Here is a 14,401-nt window from a genome sequence, read left to right as displayed (position 1 = left end):
ACGACACTTGGCAGCAGGCCCTCGGCCGTATGGAACGATGGCCGTATCCGCATTCCCTGTCGCCTGACTCAATCCGGCTGGAGATGACATGAACCTGCTGCGCGGCGCCACCCTGACGGTCACCGATCTCGACGCCACGGTCGCGCGCTTCACCACCTGGCTGGATTATGCGATCGCGGAGCAGGGAACGCTTCCAGCCGAACTGGCAGACGCCTGGGGCACGCCGGCCAGCGCCGGACGACGCTATGCCATCTGCCGGCCGGCCTCGGGTGCGGACGTCTTCCTTCGCTTCGTCGAAGGCGACCCGGTGCCCGACTATCGGCCGATCCGGACCTACGGCTGGGCGGCCATCGAGATCTGCGTGCAGGACGTGATGGCGGTCAACGAACGGATGCTGCAATCGCCGTTCGAGGTGATCGGTCCGCCGACCAAAATCGCCGGCATTCCCACCATTCACCCGATGCAGGTGCGCGGCCCGGACCAGGAGACGGTGTACCTGACGGAAATCACCACCGACGATCCCGACAGCGGCCTGCCGCGCCCGGGATCGCTGATCGACAAGCTGTTCATCCTCGTGCTCGCCTGCCCCGACATGCGGGCGACGACGGCGTGGTTCGCCGAGAATTTGCGCCTGGCGGTCACCGACCCCATGGCCATCCGCTACACCATGATCGCCAAGGCGTTCGACCTGCCGATGACCGACCTGCACGAAATCGTCACCGCCAATTGGCAGGGTGATGTCTTCCTGGAGTTCGACCAGTATCCGGCGGCCGCCACCGAGCGCCCCTGCCATCCCGGTGCGCTGCCACCGGGCGTCGCCATCTGCTCGATCTTCCATCCCGATTTCGACGCCCTCGACGTCGCGTGGTTCAGCCCGCCAGTGGTGCGCGACGGCCCGCTCTATGGCGGCAAGCGCTGTGGCGTGCTCAAGACACCCGAAGGCGCGCTGCTGGAGGTAATCGAGGCCGCCTAGGCGGGGAAGCCCCGCCCCGCTCAGGCCGGCGTCGCCAGCCCGAGCACCGCCGCGGCCAGCAGCAACACCCAGATGCCCATCACCGCCGGCCGCGTCCGGGCGATGACACCGGCAATCGCCGCGTCGGTCTGGTCGGTGGCGCCGGTGGCGGCCATCTGGCGGACCGCCGGCACCAGCGGCACCAGCAACACCCGCACCAGCACGCCCAGCGCGATGCAGCCGGCCAACGCCAGCATCTTGAGGCCGAGAAACAGCGGCAAGGCGAGCAGGCCGGCCAGCGTGGCCAGACCCGTACCGACCAGCCCCGCCAGCATCAGCCAGCGCACGGCAAGATCAAGCTTGCGCGCGCCCTCGGCCGCGCCATGGGCCATGTGCACCCGCCAGGCCAGCGCCAGCCACGCCAGAGCGAGAACGGTCACGCCCGCCAGCACCGGCGCCGGCAACGCGAGCCAGCCCTTCTCCGCCGCCAGCAGCAAGCCGGTAGGCAAGGCCAGGATGAGCGCGGTCCGCGGCGCCATGTCGACATTGTTGATGATCTTCAGCGCCAGCAGACGTTCCGGCACCGTGCGCCGGCGATCGGTCAGGAAGGAAGAAGCATAGAAGGCGCCCAGGTCACCCCCCAGCCAGTAGGTGAAGATCAGCAGGTGCAGCAGGGTGAGTATTGTCAGCGTCATGCGGTCAGCCCTCCAGAAACGCGAGATACGCCGCGCGGCGGGTGGCATCGAAGTCCGGATCGGCAAAGCACGGCAGGGCCGCGAAGGATGCATCCGCCAGCAAGGCCGTGCTGTCGCGGGTGCAGTCGAACAACGGGTCATCGGCCGCCGAACACATCAGCACCGGCCTGGGCACGACCGGCAGCCGTTCGAGGGCCGGCCAGCTGAACGCCGCGCGATAGGCCAGATGGTAGGTCTCGGCGGCCTTCAGCACTTCCACCAGCCAGGCATGGAAATGATCCGGGGGCGGCAGGCCGCCGGTGCGACGGGCTTCCTGCCGGCGATCGAACCAGGGATAGAACAGATACTGGTCGCGGCAGAACTGGAAGGCCCGTGCCAGATAGGCGCCGTCGAGATCCGGCGTGAACGGCTGGGCATAATGCTCCAGGAACTGCGCCTGCTGCTCCGGCGAGAACACACCGAGGCCTTCACAGATCACCCGGCCGACGCGATGCGGTGCCAGAATGGCCATTTCCAGGGCGATGGCCGCGCCGGTGTGGCTGCCAAAGACGTCACAACGGCTGATCCCCGACACGTCAAGAAAGTCCAGCATCGTGCGGGCATAGTCCTGCATTGTGGGCGACACCATGGCCAAGGGCGCGCTATCGCCGTGACCCGGCGTGTCGGGTGCCAGAACCCGGCGGTCGCCAGCCAGGGCACTGACGAGCGACACCATCTGCCGGCCACTGCCCGGCGAGGGATGCAGCACGAGCAGCGGTAACGCCGTGCTGTCGTCTCCGGCCGTGCGATAGTGTAATTGCCCATGCGGCAGATCGGCAAAGGCGCGACGGATCATGGGCTCCCCCCTCTTGGCGCAAATTCCGGTGGCGCCAGACTCTGCCTCACCGGGCCGGTGATCACCGCCGGAGGCGCGCCTCACTCCACCAGTCGGACAGTTGGATCACCGATATCAGGGTCTCCGTGGCGCAAGCCGGTGTCGGGCCAGCGCGATCAGCAGGAACGGGCTATCGCTCACCTGGCAGTGCGGCGGGCGGCGATAAACGCCTCGGCGCGCTGCTTCGCGTTCTCCCGCACGTCGGCGTAGAACAGGCCGAAATCATGATAGTGCATGCTGCCACCCGGTAGCGGCGGCAGTGCCAGCGCGGCGTCCGGCTCGACCACCAGCGCGCCCTGCTCGCAGCGGGCCGCCACCTTGCCAGCGACCAGCGGCGCCACCGCCTGCGCACCCGGCTCGCCGGGCACCGCGCCCAGACTGCGCGCAGCGGCCGCGACCGGCTGCCGGCGATCAAACGTCAGCGGATTGACACACAGCGTCGTCTTGCCGGCGTCATCCCCATGACGATCAATATAGCGCTGCTCAGAGCGCCTGGCGAAATCAGCCAGGTCTGCCGTCGGCAGCAGCGCGTTCCAGCCGACGACGCACCCGGTCTGCCTTGGCGTCTCGCAAACGACAAGGGACTTGTACATGCGGGAGAAATCACCCTCGGCAACGTTCATGCCGACGACATAGGCCGCCACCAGCTGCCGTCGCAGCGGCGTACCGTCGATGCGGTCCGCCAGCAGGCGCGACAGGTGCGAACCGCCCTGGCTATGCCCTGCCAGAACAAAGGGTCGCCCGTTGTTGTCATGCTGCAGATAGTGGTCGAAGGCGCGCAGGACATCGCCGTAAGCAAGGTCGAACGCCTTCTGGCCGCTGGCTGCCATGTTGAACAGGGCGAGCGTGGTTGCCTGGCGGTAGCGCGGCGCGAACACCCGGCAGCAGCCGTTGAAGATGCTGGCCTGACGGGCAATGACGCTGGCATCGGTCCAGGCGTTGATGGCGCTGTCGGCCAGCGCCTGGTTCCAGCGCGTCGTCGAGCGCATTGTCGTCGGGTGAATGTAAAAGACGTCGACCGCGGCCGCGACCGCCGCCGCGGACGCGCCCCCGGGTACGGTCGCGCTAGCCCCGGGTGCCGCCGGCCTCGCGGCCCAGGCGCTGGCCGACCCGTAATCAGGCACCGGAGGCTCCGGCTGGTCGGGAAACGGCGGCACTGTCTGCGCGCCCGCGCCCACGCCCCACATCAACGCCACAGACGCTATGACAGCCCGCATCTTCATGTTCGCCTCCCTGGTGGTGTCCGGCTCGAAGACACCCACAAAACGCGCCTTGCAGATCAACCCGCGCGTGTCAGGATTTCCAGCGCCGCGCGCCCGCTGGCCATACGGGTGGCGCCGGAACTTTATGGATGCCGGCTGCCTCCACAGGCCACCACACCCCGACTGACCACTGTGCGGATAGAGTGCATGGGCCGACCACCTCCACGCCACCGAGTCGGCGAGCGGGCCCTGCCGCTCGCCGACACCGGCCTTGAAGCGAACCGCCGTCACCGTGACAACACACCAGAATCATTGGACATCTTATGACTGCAAAATGATCGACAAGAAATAACTTGCGATTGTATTTTATTGACATAAATGTAAGCAGTGGCTTCTTTGGGGGAGAGCCAATGCTGGGGTTCCACGACATAAACAAGGTGTTTGGCCGCCCACCGAACGCTATCTCCGTGCTTCACCAGGTGACCTTCAACATCCGGCACGGCGAATTCTGCGCGATTGTAGGCCCCTCCGGCTCCGGCAAGAGCAGCCTGCTGAACCTCGCCGGACTTCTCGACCGCCCGACTTCGGGTTGCATCACCATCAACGGTCAGCCCATCGGCACGATGTCCGCTGCGGCACTGGCGAGATTACGCAACAGGCTGCTGGGCTTTGTGTTCCAGTCCTTCCATCTGCTACCGCGGCTGTCGGTCTGGCAGAATGTCGCTCTGCCCCTCCAGTATCGCGGAATAGACCTGCCAGAACGCAAGCGACGCGCCCATGCCTTGCTGGAACGCCTCGCCTTGCTGGAAAAAGCCGAGCAGTCGCCGGCCCGGCTCTCCGGCGGCCAACAACAGCGCGTTGCCCTGGCACGCGCTCTGGTGGGCTCTCCCCGCCTGTTGCTGGCCGATGAGCCGACCGGCAACCTCGACAGTGTCACAGCGGCGGAAGTCATGGCGCTGCTAACCGGGATCAACCGCCAGGAGGGCCTGACCATGGTCCTGGTGACGCACGACCAGGCGCTCGCCCGCCAGTGCCACCGTCGGATCACCCTGCTGGACGGCCGCGTTGTCGAGGTAACCTCATGAGCATCGCGACCGCACCGCGGCCAATCCCGCTTGCTCTGGCGCGGGAATGCCTGGCGTCCCTGCTGGAACGACGCCAGCGCGCGAGCCTGGCACTGCTCGGCATCGTCATCGGCACCGCGTCCGTGGTCACGATGTTGACGCTGGGTCACATCGCGCAACTCGAAACGCTCCGGCTTTTCCGGGATATGGGGGTCGACCTCCTCCAGGTTCAGGCAATTCCCGCGGGACCGGCACCCACAGCGCTGGACGCCGCCGCCATCGCCCGCTTGCCGGACCGGCACGCCAGTATCCGCATGGCTGTCGCCCTGACGGTGGGCAATGGCGAGGCAAGTCATGGCGGCAAGCGCACCCACGTTGGCATCGCAGCGGCGCCGCCGGTATTGCGACCGCTGGCCGGACTGCACCTCGCCCACGGACGTTTCCTTGCCTCATCGGACAACGACACCACTGCCATCGTCCTCGGCGCCGACGCGGCGGCGGCCTTGTCGAGCGACCGCCGCCCCCTGAGGGTGGGCAGCATGGTTCGCCTCAATCGGTATGTCTTCACGGTCGTCGGCATCCTGCGAACAACGCCCTATACCCCTCTGCATCCCACCGATTTCAACAATGCCGCCCTCGTGCCGCCGGCCAGCGCACGCCGCTTACTCAATCGGCCCGCCCCCAGCACCGCCCTGATCGCCATGCGACCGAACACCGATGCAGACACCTTGGGTCAGCGTCTGGTGATCGAACTCGCCCGCCCCGGCGCCACACTACATGCGCTGAGCGCGCGACAGCTCGTCGACGCCATGAATGCCGAGAAGGCCGTTCACACGCGCCTCCTGACCGCCATCGGCGCCATTTCGCTGGCTGTCGGCGGCATCGGGGTCATGAACGTCATGCTGATGAGCGTTCTTGAACGGCGTCGGGAGATCGGCCTGCGGGCCGCGATCGGCGCCACGCCCGCCGACATTCAGATGCTGTTCCTCGTCGAGGCTGCCCTGCTGTCAATGGCAGGAGGGGCCTTTGGTCTATTCTCGGGCCTCACCGTCGCCTACATCGTCGCTCGCGGCTCCGGTTGGATATTCGATCTCCCATTCCATGTGGTGCCTCTCGGCATTGGCCTGGCGACCGGCGTGGGCATCATATCCGGACTACTGCCGGCCCGTCAGGCGGCCCGCCTCGACCCCATTGAGGCGCTGCGTGCGGAATGATCGTTCTCCCCTTCGCGGCGGCCGCCGGAGTGCGACACTGGCGGCCTATGCGCTGCTGGCATTGGCGACGCCCTGCCAGCCGGGCGTGGCAGCATCTCCGGTAGATCGTCAGCCGCTCGACACGACATCGGGCTGGCGCGCTGCGCCGCTGAGGCTCAGCCTTGAGGATGCGGTCGCCCTGGGTCTGCGCGACAACCGTGCCATCCGCTCCGCCCGGCTGGCGCGGATAGCCCAGAAATTCGATCTGGTGGTGGCCAACCGCCACTTCGTACCGCGCGTCGACATCCTGACCGGCGGTGAGACCCGGCGCGATGATGGCGCTACCGCAACCAGCACCAGTGTTTCGCCGACCATGCGCTGGCGGTCACCGACCGGCGCCACCGTGGCCGCCTCGTGGTCGCGTGTTGCCGACAGTCGATATGGTGGCGATTTCGAGACGCGCTCGCTGACGGTAAGCCAGCCGCTGATGAAGGGGGCCGGGTTCACCATTGCGGGTGCGCCCGTGCAGCAGGCGCGGCTTCAGGAAATCATCAACCAACTGGCCCTGAAGGCCACCTTCTCGGACACGATCACAGCGATCATTCTGGCCTATCGATCACTGGTGCAGGCCCAGCGACAGGTCGATCTCGCCGATGCCTCCCTGCAGCGCACGGTCGCGCTGGTGGAAACCAGCCGCCTGCTGATCGACGCGGGCCGCATGGCCGCCGCCGACATCGTGCAAGCGCAATCGCGCCAGGCGATCCAGCGGGTCGCCCTGTCGCAGGCACGGCAGCAGCAAACGTCCGCCCAGCTCACGCTGCTGCGTCTGCTGGCGCTCGATCTGCAGACCAGCGTCGTCGTCGATACGTCGCAGCCGACCAGCCATCAATCGCTCGACATCTCTGAACTGTCGGCCGGCGCCCTTGCCAATCGCATGGATGTGCTCGCACTTGAACACGCACTGGAACAGGCGCGCCTGACACTGACGGTCGCCAGCAATGCCCGCCTGTGGGATCTTTCTCTGTACGGGTCAATTCAGCACCAGCGCACCCCTGACATCGCCGGCCCCGCCGGACGTGCCAGCAGCCAGATGGTGGGGTTGCAACTGAACATACCGTTCGGCGACTTCTCGCTGCGGCAAAGCGAATTGCGCGCCCAGATCAATGTCCGTACCGCCGCTCTGCAGCTGGAGGAACTGCGACAGGCCGTTGTCGCCCAGGTGCAGGACGCCGCGCAGTCCGTCGAGGCGGACTGGCAGCAACTGGAGCTGGCCCGCCAGGCCCGCACTTTGACCCGGCAGGCGCTCGACATCGCACACGACAAATTGAAGGCCGGTCGCGCGTCGAATTTCGAGGTGCTGTCGATCGAGGCCGACCTACGCGCCGCCGACATCCAGGCGCTGACCGCCGAGATCACGTACCTCAACGCACTGACGCTGCTTGACCAGCTGACGGGAAGGACGGTTGAGACATGGAAGATCGATTTCGCCGGCGATTGACACCATCCGGCTCACCCAGGCTCCGGGTCGCCCTGGCGTTCGGCCTGCTTGCGTCGCTGGGCGGGGGCGCGCAGCGCACCGATGACGCCGGCGCGGGCACAGCCGCCACTGCCGGCTCAATGCGATACGCCACGGTCCGGCCGCGTCCGTTCATGACGACCCTGGGCGTATCCGGCACTCTGGTGCCTGGCGACCGAGTGGACCTGCTCGCGCCCTTCGACAGCATGATCCAGTCGCTCCGGTTCGCCTTCGGAGACCGCGTGTCCGCCGGCCAGATCCTGGCGGTTCTCGACAGTCACGGCATCGATCGCCAGATCAGCGAGGCCGAAATTGCCGCCATCGAGGCCGGCTACAATCACGACATGGTGGCTGGCTGGAGCCACGGACCGGAGATGGCCCGTGCCCGCCGGCAGCTGGCCTCCGCAAAGAGCGATCTGGATGCTCTCGACCGCCGCATCAAAGATGCCCGCGGACTGCTGGCGCGTGGCCTGATCCCGCGCAATGAAGTCGATATGCTCGACGAACAGCGCCGCGACCTTGAATCCGCACTGGCAGCCGCTCGGGAGGAGCTGGCCGCAACTCAGGCGCGCGGCAGTCCCCCCCAGCAGCGCAAGGTGGCTCTTGCTTGGGAGAGCGCTCGCGCGCACCTCGACGACCTGCGGCGGCAACGTGAAAACGCCATCGTCAAGGCACCTGCCGACGGCGTGATCGTGCGCCCGGAGGGCGCCCGATCGGAAACGCCGGACTTGGCCCATGCCGGCAGCCGGGTGTCACGCGGACAGCGCATCGCCGTCATCGCCCGCTCCGACCAGTTGGATGTCGCCTTCACCCTCGATGAGGCCGACCTGCCGCGCGTGTTGCCAGGCATGCCTGTACAGGTCACCGGACCCGCGTTCCCCGGGCTGACATTGCCGGGGCGGGTCAGTGCCATCGCTGGTCAGGGCAGCATGGCCAACCCGGCCGCAACGACAGCGATCTTTCCGGCCAGCGCCCGACTGGATCCAATTCCCGCCGACCTGGTCACGCGTGTGCGCGTTGGCATGACCGCAAACGTCGTAATCACGACGTCACGCGAGGAAAATGCGCTGGTCGTGCCGCCAGAGGCCATTCAGGACACTCCTGTGGGCCCCGTCCTGCTGGTCGTCTCCGATGCCGCCGCGGTGCCGCGACGCGCACGGGTGCGCCTGGGGCGCGCCGCGCCGGACGGCGTTGTTGTCGTCAGCGGGTTAAAGGCTGGCGACAGAATAGCCTGGCCCGTCACCACGGACACGACGCCAACCGCCCCGGATCAATGATTCCCCCCCATCGCCAAGGAACGACGTCAAGCAAACAAGAGAGGTCGCCACGGATGGTCAAGACATCGGACTCCCCCTCTCCCGCGACAGCCGTCACGGAACCTGTCAACAACCGTGGAGAAAAGGACATCGTGGCCTGGATCGCAACCTATGGCCCCGGACTGAGGCGCTTCTTCGGCCGGCGTGCCGCCGCCGTCGATGTCGACGATCTGGTCCAGGATGTTTTCCTGCGCCTGCAATCCGCACGCATCCGATCGCCGATCGATAATGTCGAGCGCTATCTGTTCACCGTCGCCCGCCATATTCTGATCAGCCGGCACCGGGCTGACCGCGCCCGTGGCCACCTGCATCTGACACCGTATGAAGATGTGCCGGAAATCGCCGACAATCTGTCTCCCGAGCGGATCGTCGCCGCACGTCAGGAATATGCGCGCGTCCTGCAATCCATTCTCGACCTGCCGCCACGGGCACGCGCGGCATTCCAGTTGCACCGGTTCGAGAACCTGACCTATCGCGCCATCGCCGTTCGCATGGGCATTTCGCGGGAATCGGTGAAGGAACTGATGCAACGCGCAATTGATCGAGTCTCCGAGAATCTGGAGGTGGATACATGAGGCCAGTCGGCCTTGCCGACCGCACGACACCCCTGGCGCAGGCAGCCTTCTGGTTCAACCAGCATCGCGCCGGAGACATGACTGCGGTCGATCGCCGCGCGTTTCAGATCTGGCTGCACGGCGATCCCGCGCATCAACAGGCCTATGCCGCCCTTGAAAGACAATGGGCCCTTATCGGTGATCTGGCAGAGAACACCGACCTTCGCGCAGCAATGAGGAAGCTGGATGCCGAGCTGGGCGACCGTCGACGCCGGCGGATATTCCTGGTGGCGGCCGCTCTGTCGCTGGCGCTCATCGCCGGTTGGACGGTCGTGCGTGGTGACCACCTGTCCCGGCGGCACGACAACGCGTCACCGCGGGGACAGCGCCACGCCACAGCCGTTGGCGAGCGGCGAGAGGTGGCACTGCCCGATGGCTCCCGCGTCACGCTGGATACGGCCTCATCGATCACGGTCCACGACATGAGGCGCCGACGTCTTGTCATACTCGACAAGGGGCGAGCCTATTTTCAGGTCGACGGAGCCGTTGACCATCCCTTCACGGTGATTGCGGACGGGCGTGAGGTACGTGCCACCGGCACGTCCTTCATCGTGCGCATTGACCCCGACGCCGTACGGGTTGCTCTCGCCGAGGGCCGGCTGGCGGTGGAACACGCCGGTTCGAAAGTCGATATGGCCGCCGGCGAGAAACTGACCGTACCGGCTGCGCACGCCTGGACGCGGGAGGCCGTCGATATCGCCCGGGAAACGAGTTGGCTCAACGGTCAGCTGAGTTTCATCAACGAGCCGCTGGCGAGCGCTATCACCGAAGTCAACCGCTATTCGCGCCGGCAACTGGTATTTCCCGACGGAAAAATTCCAGATCGCCGTATCGTGGGGATTTTTCCTGCTGGCGACTGTCGGCAATTTGCGGAGGCCATGGAGATGAATGGCTTCGCGCGGATTGTCGCCACGTCGAATGATCGAATTGAGCTGTCTCCGGTGGTCGAATAAAACACCTATAAATTGATCATCCGAATATAACACAACTTTAAATCCCCCCATGACGCCCTCCGGCGAGTCAATCCAGGCGAGAGGCATCCGCTTCTCGCAAGAGCGCATCCGTCGCCATCCTTAGGAGGAAGAAGCCATGAAGGTACGTTCGTCCATCTGTGTCGCTTCACTCGTTTCCCTCATGCTGGCCGCACCAGCATGGGCGGTCACCATCGACACCACCAACCCGCCCAACGTCAATTTCACGGCGTCGGGGCCGACCAGCCTGACCAAGAACGGCATCACCATTTCCTGTACGTCGACGTTCAACGGCAACGTCAATGGCGGCAGCACGGCCGATATCACCAGCGCCAGTTTCAGCGGCAGCAATATCCTGTGCTACTCGATCAGCGCCGCCAACCTGCCGTGGACGCTCACCGCCACCTCCACCACCACGGCGACCGTGAGCGGCGTGCAGGTCAACACGCCGCTGGGCAACTGCGGCCCGAGCACCATCAACGCGACCTGGGACAACAGCACCAAGAAGTTCACCTTCACCAGCCAGTCCCTGTCGGGCGGCTGCACGGTGAGCGGCGTGCTGACCGCGCCGCTCATTGACGTCTACTAAGCCCCTGCACCAGTCGACTGGCCTCGCTGACCCGAGGCCAGTCGTCCTGCCCCTGCAACGCCACTATTAACATTAATGAAAATATTTTTCCGCCCCCACCCCCCTCTCGCGCAGGTTGTGCGTCTAATCTCCATACGGAGGGATGAGTCCCTGCCGAAACAAGACGGGTGCACCAACGCACATCGTCAACAACAGAGGGGGGGAGGATCATGAGCCAAAGCGCTCGGCGCGTACGCGTTCGTCTTTTCAGCAGCGTTGCCGGCATCGGATTTTATCTGACAGCCGTTGCCCATGCAGCTCCCACGTCATCCTATGCCATCCCGCCGCAGTCCCTCGACCGCGCGCTCCAGCAATTCGGCGCCCAAAGCGGCATCACACTGCTGGTCGACTCCCAGTGGACCCAGGGCAAACACAGTCCTGGCCTGCACGCCAACGCTGATCCGGAAGCCGCACTGCGAATCCTGCTCGCCGGCACCGGTCTTGCCGTACAGCGCAATGGCAATGTCTTTGCCGTGACCCCGATCATCGCCAGCAGTGCCGCACCGGCCAGCGCCGCGCCCGCACCTGCCCCACGGCCAGCTGTGGCAGCGACCCCTGCCAACGTCACCATGCTGGAAGAACTGGTTGTAACCGCGCAGAAAAAGGAAGAGGGCATTCAGACGGTACCGATCGCGGTGTCGGCCTTCACCATGGAAACACTCGACGCCATGAAGATCGAGGGCGGCGCCGACCTGCTGAAAGCGATCCCCAACGTCAGCTTCAGCAAGAACAACTTCTCGGGGTATAATTTCCAGATCCGCGGCGTGGGCACCAAGGCGGTGTCGGTCACCACCGATCCGGCGGTGGCGGTGAGCTTCAACAATACGCCGATGATCCGCAACCGGCTGTTCGAGCAGGAATATTACGACATCGAGCGGGTCGAGGCGCTGCGCGGCCCGCAAGGCACCCTGTATGGCCGCAACGCCACCGGCGGCGTCGTCAACGTCATCACCGCCAGGCCCGGCGATGAGTTCGATGGCCAGGTAAAGCTGGAAGCCGGCAATTACGACACCCGCCGCCTGAGCGGCTTCATAAACTTGCCGCTGGCGGACACGCTGGCCATTCGCCTGGCCGGCGCCAGCACCCAGCGCGACGGATTCGACTACAACAGCGTCACCGACCACGACGTCAACGGCCGCGACCTGTGGTCCACCCGCGTGTCCGTCGCCTGGACGCCAACCGATCGCTTCCGGGCCAATTTCATCTGGGAACATTTCGACGAGAACGACGACCGATCACGCACCGGCAAGCAGCTGTGCACCCGCGACCCCGGCCCCGCCGAGCTGGGCGGCATCGCCATCACCGACAGCGCCATCCAGGGTCAGCTGAGCCAGGGTTGCCAGTCGGCTTCGCTCTATGCCGACGAGGCGTACGGCACGCCCAACGGCAACAGCCTGCAGCTGGTTTATTCCGCGCAGCAGATGGTGCAGCTGGGCTACAACCCCTCGACCTTCGAGGTCGTCACCCTGCTGCAACCCGGCGTCGACCCCTACGGCGGCGCGATGCAGTCGCGCGACCTGCGGGAAATCGCCTCGCAGTTCGATCCGCGCTATCGGGCGCGCAACGATATCTTCCAGCTCAATCTGGACTTCGACCTCAGCGATTCTCTCGTGTTGTCGTCCCAGACCCTCTACAGCAAGGACAAATATTATTCCTCGCAGGACTATAATCGCTTCAACACCCAGCCGGTGTTCAGCGATTCCTCCGCCCTGATCGATCTCTTCGGCAATCCCATCACCGGCATCTCACCGGGCGGCTATTACACCGACCCGCAGCTGGGCACCTCCAACACCATCGCCGGGCTCGACATCAACACCGCCCGCAGCAAGCAGTGGTCGCAGGAGGTCCGCCTGCAATCGAGCTTCGATGGCCCGTTCAACTTCAGCGTTGGCGCCAATTATCTGCGCTACAAGACCAGAGAGGATTATTACGTCCTGTTCAATCTGGCCTCCGCCATCGCCGAGGGCTTTTTCAACACCGCCAACAACGGTGACTGCCCGCTCGGTTCCACATCGGGCTGCGTCTATGTCGACCCTAATCCGCTCAGCGAGATCAACGGCGAGGGGCATAATTATTTCCGCAGCCAGAACCCCTACAAGGTGACATCCAAGGCCATCTTCGGCGAGGCCTACTGGCAGATGGCGCCGACCGTCAAGCTCACCGCCGGCCTGCGCTACACCGACGACAAGAAGACCTCGCGCATCTTTCCGACCCAGTTGCTGATGGCCTCCGGGGTGCCCGGCTTCGGCTATGTCGACAGCGGCTTCCGCGAGCTTGATCCTGTCCGCCAGAGCTGGGGCAAGATGACCGGACGACTGGCGATCGACTGGCAGCCGGATCTCCGCTTCACCGACCAGACGCTGGTCTATGCCTCCTATGCGCGCGGCTACAAGGGCGGCGGCGCCAATCCCCCGGGTATTGATGCCAATCCCGAATGGCTGTCGTTCGCCGCCGCACCGGCGACCTTCAAGCCGGAGTATGTCAACGCCTTCGAGATCGGCATGAAGAACACCATGCTGGGCGGCACGCTGATCCTCAATGGCTCGGCCTTCTACTATGATTACAACAACTACCAGGTCTCTAAGATCGTCGACCGCACCGCGGCCAACGAGAATTTCGATACCCGGATCTGGGGCCTGGAACTGGAGACAGTGTGGCGGCCGACACCGGCATTCCGCATGAACGCCACGGTGGGCTACCTCGACACCCGGATCGCCGATGGCACCATGTCCATCGACGTGATGAACCGCACCCAGGGCAACCCCGATTACACCCTGGTCAAGCCGTGGATGCAGCTGACATCGAACTGCATCGCGCCGACAACGGTGGTGTCGCAGATCCTCGCAAGCCCGGTTGCCCAGCTGGCGCTCAACGGCCTGTGTGGCGGCAGTCTGCTGGGCGACCTCAGCGAGGGCAGCCTGCTGTCCATGCTGACCGGGGTCGTCTACGACCCCGCGACGACGCCGGGCAACGGCGCGGGCATTGCCGCCGATATTGGCGGCAACGAGATGCCGAATTCGCCGCACTACACCATCAACATCGGTGCCCAGTATAGCTGGCAGCCGAACGACAGCTGGAGCGTCACCCTGCGCGGCGACTATTATCGTCAGGGCAAGAGCTATGCGCGGGCCTACAACACCGCCTATGATCGCCTGAAGGCGTGGGACAACGTCAACGTCTCGCTGACGGTCGAAAACGAGGAGCGCGGGCTGACATTCCAGGCCTATGTGAAGAACCTGTTCGACGACACGCCGATCACCGATGCCTTCACCAACAGTGACGACTCGGGCCTGACCACCAATGTGTTCACGCTCGATCCGCGCCTGATCGGCTTCAGCATCGCGAAGCGCTTCTGATCCCTCTCCCGGGGGCCTCT

At 65.2% G+C, this 14,401-nt stretch carries 12 protein-coding genes; 9 read left to right on the top strand and 3 right to left on the bottom strand.

Annotated elements, in window-relative coordinates:
- Positions 1–88: 88 nt before the first annotated feature.
- A complete protein-coding gene (locus ABU113_RS14110) occupies positions 89–973 on the top strand; it encodes a VOC family protein (RefSeq protein ID WP_454560139.1) in 885 nt (294 codons plus the stop codon).
- A gap of 20 nt (positions 974–993) precedes the next feature.
- Here the strand turns inward: ABU113_RS14110 and ABU113_RS14105 are convergent, their stop codons facing one another.
- The 3 genes from ABU113_RS14105 to ABU113_RS14095 form a co-directional block, all read right to left on the bottom strand.
- A complete protein-coding gene (locus tag ABU113_RS14105; protein ID WP_454560138.1) occupies positions 994–1,647 on the bottom strand; it encodes a hypothetical protein in 654 nt (217 codons plus the stop codon).
- 4 nt (positions 1,648–1,651) lie between these two features.
- Positions 1,652–2,482: an alpha/beta fold hydrolase gene (locus ABU113_RS14100; protein ID WP_454560137.1), complete on the bottom strand. Its 831-nt coding sequence runs from the start codon at positions 2,480–2,482 to the stop codon at positions 1,652–1,654.
- A gap of 176 nt (positions 2,483–2,658) precedes the next feature.
- Positions 2,659–3,708, bottom strand: coding sequence for a DUF3089 domain-containing protein (locus ABU113_RS14095; protein ID WP_454560152.1), 1,050 nt, complete (start codon positions 3,706–3,708; stop codon positions 2,659–2,661).
- A gap of 425 nt (positions 3,709–4,133) precedes the next feature.
- Between ABU113_RS14095 and ABU113_RS14090 the strand changes: the two genes are divergently transcribed.
- From ABU113_RS14090 to ABU113_RS14055, 8 genes are all read left to right on the top strand, one after another.
- Positions 4,134–4,808: an ABC transporter ATP-binding protein gene (locus ABU113_RS14090; RefSeq protein WP_454560136.1), complete on the top strand. Its 675-nt coding sequence runs from the start codon at positions 4,134–4,136 to the stop codon at positions 4,806–4,808.
- Positions 4,805–6,001: an ABC transporter permease gene (locus ABU113_RS14085; RefSeq protein WP_454560135.1), complete on the top strand. Its 1,197-nt coding sequence runs from the start codon at positions 4,805–4,807 to the stop codon at positions 5,999–6,001. Before ABU113_RS14090 ends, ABU113_RS14085 begins: the two co-directional genes overlap by 4 nt.
- Positions 6,002–6,062: 61 nt before the next feature.
- Positions 6,063–7,478 carry a TolC family protein gene (locus tag ABU113_RS14080; protein ID WP_454560134.1) on the top strand — a complete coding sequence of 472 codons (1,416 nt, stop codon included), beginning with the start codon at positions 6,063–6,065 and terminating at the stop codon, positions 7,476–7,478.
- Positions 7,451–8,773, top strand: a complete 1,323-nt coding sequence (locus ABU113_RS14075) for an efflux RND transporter periplasmic adaptor subunit (RefSeq protein ID WP_454560133.1) — start codon at positions 7,451–7,453, stop codon at positions 8,771–8,773. Before ABU113_RS14080 ends, ABU113_RS14075 begins: the two co-directional genes overlap by 28 nt.
- The gene (locus ABU113_RS14070; protein ID WP_454560132.1) at positions 8,770–9,387 is read left to right on the top strand and encodes an RNA polymerase sigma factor; all 618 of its coding nucleotides are present in this window, start codon (positions 8,770–8,772) and stop codon (positions 9,385–9,387) included. The genes ABU113_RS14075 and ABU113_RS14070 overlap by 4 nt, the downstream gene beginning before the upstream one ends.
- Positions 9,384–10,379 carry a FecR family protein gene (locus ABU113_RS14065; protein WP_454560131.1) on the top strand — a complete coding sequence of 332 codons (996 nt, stop codon included), beginning with the start codon at positions 9,384–9,386 and terminating at the stop codon, positions 10,377–10,379. The genes ABU113_RS14070 and ABU113_RS14065 overlap by 4 nt, the downstream gene beginning before the upstream one ends.
- A gap of 136 nt (positions 10,380–10,515) precedes the next feature.
- Positions 10,516–10,986 (top strand): hypothetical protein, encoded by a 471-nt coding sequence (locus tag ABU113_RS14060; RefSeq protein ID WP_454560130.1) that lies wholly within the window; start codon positions 10,516–10,518, stop codon positions 10,984–10,986.
- Positions 10,987–11,195: 209 nt separating this feature from the next.
- On the top strand, positions 11,196–14,381 hold the full coding sequence (locus ABU113_RS14055; protein ID WP_454560129.1) for a TonB-dependent receptor domain-containing protein: 3,186 nt from the start codon (positions 11,196–11,198) through the stop codon (positions 14,379–14,381).
- Positions 14,382–14,401 lie beyond the last annotated feature (20 nt).

This window comes from Parapedomonas caeni, assembly GCF_041060555.1.
Lineage (GTDB): Bacteria > Pseudomonadota > Alphaproteobacteria > Sphingomonadales > Sphingomonadaceae > CAUJIW01.
Note: the sequence above shows the minus strand (reverse complement) of the source record. Positions and strands in the feature narration are given on the sequence as shown.

Coding starts and splice junctions, on each gene's coding strand:
- ABU113_RS14095 (WP_454560152.1), bottom strand. CDS start 3,708: ATGTGGGGCGTGGGCGCGGGCGCGCAGACAGTGCCGCCGTTTCCCGAC.
- ABU113_RS14070 (WP_454560132.1), top strand. CDS start 8,770: ATGATTCCCCCCCATCGCCAAGGAACGACGTCAAGCAAACAAGAGAGG.
- ABU113_RS14105 (WP_454560138.1), bottom strand. CDS start 1,647: ATGACGCTGACAATACTCACCCTGCTGCACCTGCTGATCTTCACCTAC.
- ABU113_RS14060 (WP_454560130.1), top strand. CDS start 10,516: ATGAAGGTACGTTCGTCCATCTGTGTCGCTTCACTCGTTTCCCTCATG.
- ABU113_RS14100 (WP_454560137.1), bottom strand. CDS start 2,482: ATGATCCGTCGCGCCTTTGCCGATCTGCCGCATGGGCAATTACACTAT.
- ABU113_RS14055 (WP_454560129.1), top strand. CDS start 11,196: ATGAGCCAAAGCGCTCGGCGCGTACGCGTTCGTCTTTTCAGCAGCGTT.
- ABU113_RS14090 (WP_454560136.1), top strand. CDS start 4,134: ATGCTGGGGTTCCACGACATAAACAAGGTGTTTGGCCGCCCACCGAAC.
- ABU113_RS14110 (WP_454560139.1), top strand. CDS start 89: ATGAACCTGCTGCGCGGCGCCACCCTGACGGTCACCGATCTCGACGCC.
- ABU113_RS14075 (WP_454560133.1), top strand. CDS start 7,451: ATGGAAGATCGATTTCGCCGGCGATTGACACCATCCGGCTCACCCAGG.
- ABU113_RS14065 (WP_454560131.1), top strand. CDS start 9,384: ATGAGGCCAGTCGGCCTTGCCGACCGCACGACACCCCTGGCGCAGGCA.
- ABU113_RS14085 (WP_454560135.1), top strand. CDS start 4,805: ATGAGCATCGCGACCGCACCGCGGCCAATCCCGCTTGCTCTGGCGCGG.